Annotated in this window: 6 protein-coding genes; 1 reads left to right on the plus strand and 5 read right to left on the minus strand. The window is 71.3% G+C overall.

The genetic code is table 11. The features are described 5' to 3' along the window. Positions 1-166: 166 nt before the first annotated feature. The 3 genes from AC0CH3_RS17590 to AC0CH3_RS17600 all read right to left on the minus strand — a co-directional run bounded on the left by AC0CH3_RS17590 (position 167) and on the right by AC0CH3_RS17600 (position 3,067). Positions 167-1,480, minus strand: a complete 1,314-nt coding sequence (locus tag AC0CH3_RS17590) for a DNA-packaging protein (protein ID WP_354301310.1) — start codon at positions 1,478-1,480, stop codon at positions 167-169. Between the two features lie 11 nt (positions 1,481-1,491). Continuing rightward, the gene (locus AC0CH3_RS17595; RefSeq protein WP_465238112.1) at positions 1,492-2,058 is read right to left on the minus strand and encodes a hypothetical protein; all 567 of its coding nucleotides are present in this window, start codon (positions 2,056-2,058) and stop codon (positions 1,492-1,494) included. Positions 2,059-2,197: 139 nt separating this feature from the next. Further along, the gene (locus AC0CH3_RS17600; RefSeq protein WP_354301201.1) at positions 2,198-3,067 is read right to left on the minus strand and encodes a 3-hydroxyacyl-CoA dehydrogenase NAD-binding domain-containing protein; all 870 of its coding nucleotides are present in this window, start codon (positions 3,065-3,067) and stop codon (positions 2,198-2,200) included. Between the two features lie 106 nt (positions 3,068-3,173). On the opposite strand from AC0CH3_RS17600, the gene AC0CH3_RS17605 reads away from it, so the two are divergent. After that, positions 3,174-4,310 (plus strand): DUF1176 domain-containing protein, encoded by a 1,137-nt coding sequence (locus AC0CH3_RS17605; RefSeq protein ID WP_465238113.1) that lies wholly within the window; start codon positions 3,174-3,176, stop codon positions 4,308-4,310. Between the two features lie 115 nt (positions 4,311-4,425). On the opposite strand, the gene AC0CH3_RS17610 is transcribed toward AC0CH3_RS17605, so the two are convergent. Together AC0CH3_RS17610 and AC0CH3_RS17615 are read right to left on the minus strand one after the other, a co-directional pair. After that, positions 4,426-4,902, minus strand: a complete 477-nt coding sequence (locus AC0CH3_RS17610) for a GNAT family N-acetyltransferase (RefSeq protein ID WP_354301199.1) — start codon at positions 4,900-4,902, stop codon at positions 4,426-4,428. Then, positions 4,899-5,801, minus strand: coding sequence for a DMT family transporter (locus AC0CH3_RS17615; RefSeq protein ID WP_354301197.1), 903 nt, complete (start codon positions 5,799-5,801; stop codon positions 4,899-4,901). Before AC0CH3_RS17615 ends, AC0CH3_RS17610 begins: the two co-directional genes overlap by 4 nt. Positions 5,802-5,906: the final 105 nt, after the last annotated feature.

The raw sequence follows: 5,906 nt of genomic DNA on the forward strand, positions 1-5,906 counted from the left end.
CGGGGGAGAGGGAGGGGCCCGCGCGAAGCGTGGGAGGGGGAGGGCACGTGAGGCTCGACCCCCCACCCCACCCGTCATCCTGACGAAAGTCAGGACCCAGAGCCAAGCAGCGCCACCCCCCGCAACCCTGGGTCCTGACCTTCGTCAGGATGACGGAAGGGGGACCTCAAACCACCCGAACCCCCACCTTAACCCGGCGCCGCAAGCACAACTCCGTCAGCGCCCACACCAGCGCGTCCGCGCGATCCGGCGAGCGCCCGGGCCCGACATACCCCCCGCTCACCAGCCCGCAGAGCTCGTCCTCCAGCGCCGGAAACGCCCCGACATGAAACACCCGCCGCCCCTCGTACAACGTCGCCACCGGCTCCGCCCGCGCCACCTTCCCCCGGCTCGCATGGACCAGCCACACCGGCAGCCCGCAATCCGCCGCGAGCAGCACGCTGCGCACCATCTCCCCGCCCTGGTTGCACTCCGCGACCACGCGGTCCGCGCCATGCCGCGCCGCACAGTCCGCCACCGCGCGCGCCCACCCTTCCGGCGACAGGCCCGAAACGCTCGCATCCTCGAGCACATAGGCCAGATCGTCCGCCCCCAGCGCGACGCACACGATCCCGCACGCATCGCCCCCCGTTCCCGCCGGCGGATCGACCCCCACGACCACCCGCACCAGCGCCGGCACCACCCCGCACCGCTGCCGCTCGAGCAGATCGCGCGTCCACAGCGCCCCCTCGACATCGTCGATCAGCTCGCCGTCCAGCTCCTGCCGCCCGAGCCGCGTCCCCGCATAGGTCTGGGTCATCGTCGCGACGAACGACGCCGGCAGAAACGGATTGTCCCCCGTCCCCCCGCGCGATTCATACAGCCCCGGCAACGCGAGCAGCCGCCGCATCAGCGGCACCGGCCGCGGCGTCGTCGTCACCAGCACGCGCGGCCGGTCGCCGATCCGCAGCCCCATCATCAGATTGTCCCAGGTCGCATCGCCATAGCGCCACTTGGCCAGCTCGTCGCACCACGCCGCATGATGCTCGGGCCCGCGCAGCTTCTCGGGCGCCTCCGCCGAATAGACGAACGCGCGCGCGCCGCTGTCGAACACGAACTCGCCCGCATCGCGCCGCCAGCGATAGGTCTCGCCCGCCTGCGCCACCGCGATCAGCCCGCTCTCGCCCTCGACCATCACCTTGCGCACGTCGTCCGCGGTCCCGCCGACCATCGCGATCCGCGCGCCCGGCGTCGCGCGCGCGACCGCGCTCACCCATTCCGCCCCCGCCCGCGTCTTGCCGAACCCGCGCCCCGCGCGGATCAGCCAGACATGCCAGTCGGCCTCGGGCTCGCGCTGCCCCGGCATCGCCCAGATCGCCCAGCTCTCGTGAAACGCGCGCAGCTCGGGCTCGGGCAGCGCGCGCAGCACCGCCAGCCGATCCGCCGCCGACAGGCGCGCGAGCCGCACGAGCAACCCCCGGTCGAACAGGACCGGTGCCATCCCCCCCGCGCTCACGCCCCGTCCTCCGCCGCACCCGCCTGCCCGCGCCGCGCGATCGCGTCGAGCTTGGCGACCAGCGCCGCCTCGACCTCGGCGATCGTCGCGCGCTTGCACGACGGCCTGCGCCCGCCCGCCGCCGCATCGCGCCGCCGGAACCCCAGCGCCTGCACCGCCACCCGCGGATCGAAATGCGCCCCGCGCGACTCCGCCCCCGCATCCCCGTCAGCATCCCCGTCAGCGACCCCGTCAGCGACCCCGTCAGCGACCCTGGCAGCTTCCGCCTCAGCCTCCCCCTCGGCTTCCCCCAGCGCATAGGCGAGCAACCGCGCCTCGAGCGTCTCGTACGCCGCCTCGATCGCCGCCGCCCAGTCCGCCGCAAACACCGCGTCGCGTGCCTTCAGCGCATGCGCGCCGCGCGGCGCCATCCCGACCGCGCGCGCCGACGCCGCGATGTTGCACGTCGCCGCCAGATGCTCGAGAAACGCCGCGCGCTTGGCCGGCGTCCAGCCGCCCTTGGCGGCCTTGCGCACCTGCAACCGGCCCCCAGCTTTCCCGCCCGCTCCCCCACCCGCCGCCATGCGCCATCCCCCAAATGGATCGGGCCGGTCCGCCGCCGGGGGATCACCCCGACCGCGTCCGGCCCGACTCGCAATTCGTCATCGTTCCCGTTATGTGCCAGAACAGCGTGACGATGTCAAGTGATAATAACCGATCTGGTTAGCGCGTCGGCACCGGCTCCGCGCCTGAATAATCATAGAAGCCGCGCTTGGTCTTGCGCCCGAACCACCCCGCCTCGACATATTTGACCAGCAGCGGCGCGGGCCGGAACTTCGGATCACCGGTCCCCTCGAACAGCACGCGCGTGATCTCCAGGCACGTGTCGAGCCCGATGAAATCGGCCAAAGTCAAAGGCCCCATCGGATGATTGAGCCCCAGCTGGCACGCCAGATCGATGTCGCGCACCCCCGCCACGCCTTCGCCGAGCGCAAAGCACGCCTCGTTGATCATCGGCATCAGCACGCGGTTGACGATGAAGCCCGGCGCGTCGTTCGCATGCACCACCTGCTTGCCGAGCTTTTCGGCAAACGCCTCGACCGCGGCGACCGTCTCGTCCGACGTGGCGAGCCCGCGGATCAGCTCGATCGGCCGCATCACGGGGACGGGATTGAAGAAATGCACCCCCATGAACCGCGCGGCGTCGGGCGCCGCCTGCGCCAGCCGCGTGATCGGGATCGACGAGGTGTTCGACGCCAGGATCGCGTCGGCTTTCAACACCTTGCCGACCTCGGCGAAGATCGTCCGCTTGATCGCCTCGCGCTCGGTCGCGGCCTCGACGACGATGAAACAGTCGCCCATTTCGGCGACGCTCGCGACCGGCTCGATGTTTGCCAGCGTCGTTTCGCGAAACTCGGCGGTGATCTTCTCCTTCTCGACCAGCCGCGCCATCGCCTTGCCGATCCCCGCCTTGCCCGCCTCGGCCTGGGGCAGGCCCATATCGGCCAGCAGCACGCGGTACCCCGCCTGCGCCGCGACCTGCGCGATCCCCGCGCCCATCTGTCCCGCGCCGATTACGCCGATCGTCTGCATCGCACTCTCCATCGTGATTGCCGCCCCTTACCATTGATGGTTGTTCGACTATGGCGTCGCCCCTATCGAAGCGGGACCGTCGCCGCCAGACCGGTCAGGAGGTCGCATGCGCTATCCAGTTCTCGTTTCGCTTCTGCTCGCTACGACGGCCTGCAGCCCCAGCGGTGACACCAGCGCGCCCAACGACGCCACCGTCCCGCTCGAAACCCCCGCGCGCCCCAAACCGCGCCCGATCGCGCGCGGGGCCGCCCCGCAGGCTCCCGCGGAGCCCGCGGTCGATTCCAAGGCACGCCCCCGCCCGACCAGCGTAAAGACCTTCGGCGCTTGGGGAATTGCCTGCGACAACGGTGCTTATTGCACCGCGGTCTCGATGGCGCCCGACGATTCGAGCATCGCCGAACTCTCGATCGAGGTCGAGCGCGGCCCCGCCGCCGACGCGCCCGTATCGGTGACGATCGGCACGCCGGGCAGCGCGCTGCGCCGCGTCGTGGTCGCGATCGACGGCACCCCGCTCGCCAGCGGCAATCCGGGCGACGACCAGCGCTTCACCGTCACCGGCCCGGTCGCGATGACGCTCGCCCGCCGCCTCGCCACCGGCACCGCGATGACCGCGCGACTCGACGGCCGGACGATCCCCGTCGTCATCACCGGCGCCGCCGCCGCGCTCCGCTATGCCGACGCGCAGCAGGGCCGCGCGGGCACCCCCACCGCGCTCGTCGCGACCGGCGACAAGCCGCCCGCGACCGCTCCGCCCGCGCTCCCGACGATCCTTGCAGCCCCACTCACCGACCGCCGCGCGCAGGCCCCTGCCGCGCCGCTCGTCGCGCAGATGCGCCAGCGCACCGGCTGCGCCACGGACGAGTTCGGCCCCGTCACCAACGAGACGCATGCGCTCGACGCGACGACCGATCTCGTCCTGCTATCCTGCGGATCGGGCGCGTATAATGTCATCACCCGCGCGCTGATCGTCCGCGACGGCAAGGCCAGCGAAGCGCCGTTCGACCTGCCTCCGCAATTCGGCGAACCCGGCGCCAAACCCGCGCTCGTCAACGCCGGCTACGACGCGAAGACCGGGCTGCTCAGCTCCTACGCCAAGGGCCGCGGCATCGGCGACTGCGGCGTCGGCCAGGACTATGTCTGGGACGGCACCCGCTTCCGCCTCGCCGAAATGCGCAAGATGGGCGACTGCCGCGGCGCAATCACCTGGCCCGTCATCTGGCGCACGACGGTCGCCCGCAACTGACGCCCCTTCTTTTTCCGTCATCCTGACGAAAGTCAGGATCCAGAGTTACTTAGCGCTGACCTGCGTGGCTCTGGATCCTGACTTTCGTCAGGATGACGCCCCCTCCGAGGGGCCCCTACCGCCCCGCCAGCTTCACCAGCGCATCCCCCGTCAACCGCTGGATCGTCCAGTCCTCCATCCCCACCGCACCCAGCTTGCGATAGACCGCGATCGCATCCGCATTCCAGTCGAGCACCGACCATTCGAACCGCGCGCACCCGCGGTCGACCGCGATCCCCGCCAGATGCGCGAGCAGCGCGCCGCCGACCCCCTGCCCGCGCGCCTCGGGCGTCACGTACAGATCCTCCAGATACACCCCGCGCTTCCCCGTCCAGGTCGAGAAATTGTGGAAAAACACCGCGAAACCGACCGGTCCGGCAGTCCCGTCCGCGATCACCGCCTCCGCCGCGGGCGCATCCCCGAACAGCGCCTCGGCCAGCGTCGCCTCGGTCGCCTCGACCGCATCGGGCTCGCGCTCGAACGCCGCGAGTTCGCGCACGAAGCGCAGGATCGTGCCGATATCGGCGCGGGTGGCGGAACGGATCTGGGTCATGCGGCGGCCTCCATCGACGTCTGCGCGATATCGCGCCGCCGCGCCGCATACAGGCACGCGACGACGATGACACCCGCGCCGCACGCGGTAAATGCTGACACCCGCTCGCCGAACACGAGATAGCCGAGCCCTGCGGCATAGACGAACGAGCTATATTCGGTCGTCGCCAGAAATCCCGTGTCGCCGTGCGCATAGGCCCAGCCGAGAAGCCACAGCGACGCGGTCGCCAGCCCCGCCGCGAGCAGCAGCCGCGGCCAGGTCGCCGCATCGGGCACCACCGCGAGCCACGGCGCGGCGAGCGCGAGCGTCGCGGTGATCACCATCGCCTGGAAGAACGCGATCTCGCCCGGCCGCGCCGCCTGCGCCTGCACCCGCGCGATCACGAGGTTGACCGCGTACAGCACCGCCGATCCCAGCACCGCGGCGACCCCCGCAAGGTTCGCCGCCCCCGCCGCGCCCTCGCGACCATGCCCGATCATCACGATCGCGACCCCGCCCAGCGCGACGACCGACGCGATCACGACCTTGCGCCCGACGCGCTCGCCCAGCGTGACGGCGGCGAGCAGCAACGCGAGGATCGGCGAGATGTAGGTCAGCGAAATCGCCTGCGCCATCGGCACGCGCGCCAGTCCCCAGAAGAACAGCAGCGCCATCGCCGCAGTCACCAACCCCCTGGCAAGATGGAGTTTCAGCGCCCGCCCGCTCGGCCGCCCGCTCCGCCCGAGCTTCCAGGCGACAGCCCCCAGCCCGACGCTCGCCATCTGCCGCCAGAGCAGCGCGTTATACACCCCGATCCCCAGCACCAGCGACTTCATCACCGCGTCCATCACCGAGAACAACCCGATCCCGAGCGCCGCGACGCCGAACGCCAGCGCCGGCGAAACGCTACGCCCCCTCACACCGTCCGCCCCGCCGCCGAGAAAATGCCAATACCCAGCCCCCCGCTTAACCGGCATCCCCCACCGGCGCCATCATCGTCGGCGGCGGGGCGGACGGTGTGAGGG

Source organism: Sphingomonas sp. AC449 (genome assembly GCF_979253475.1).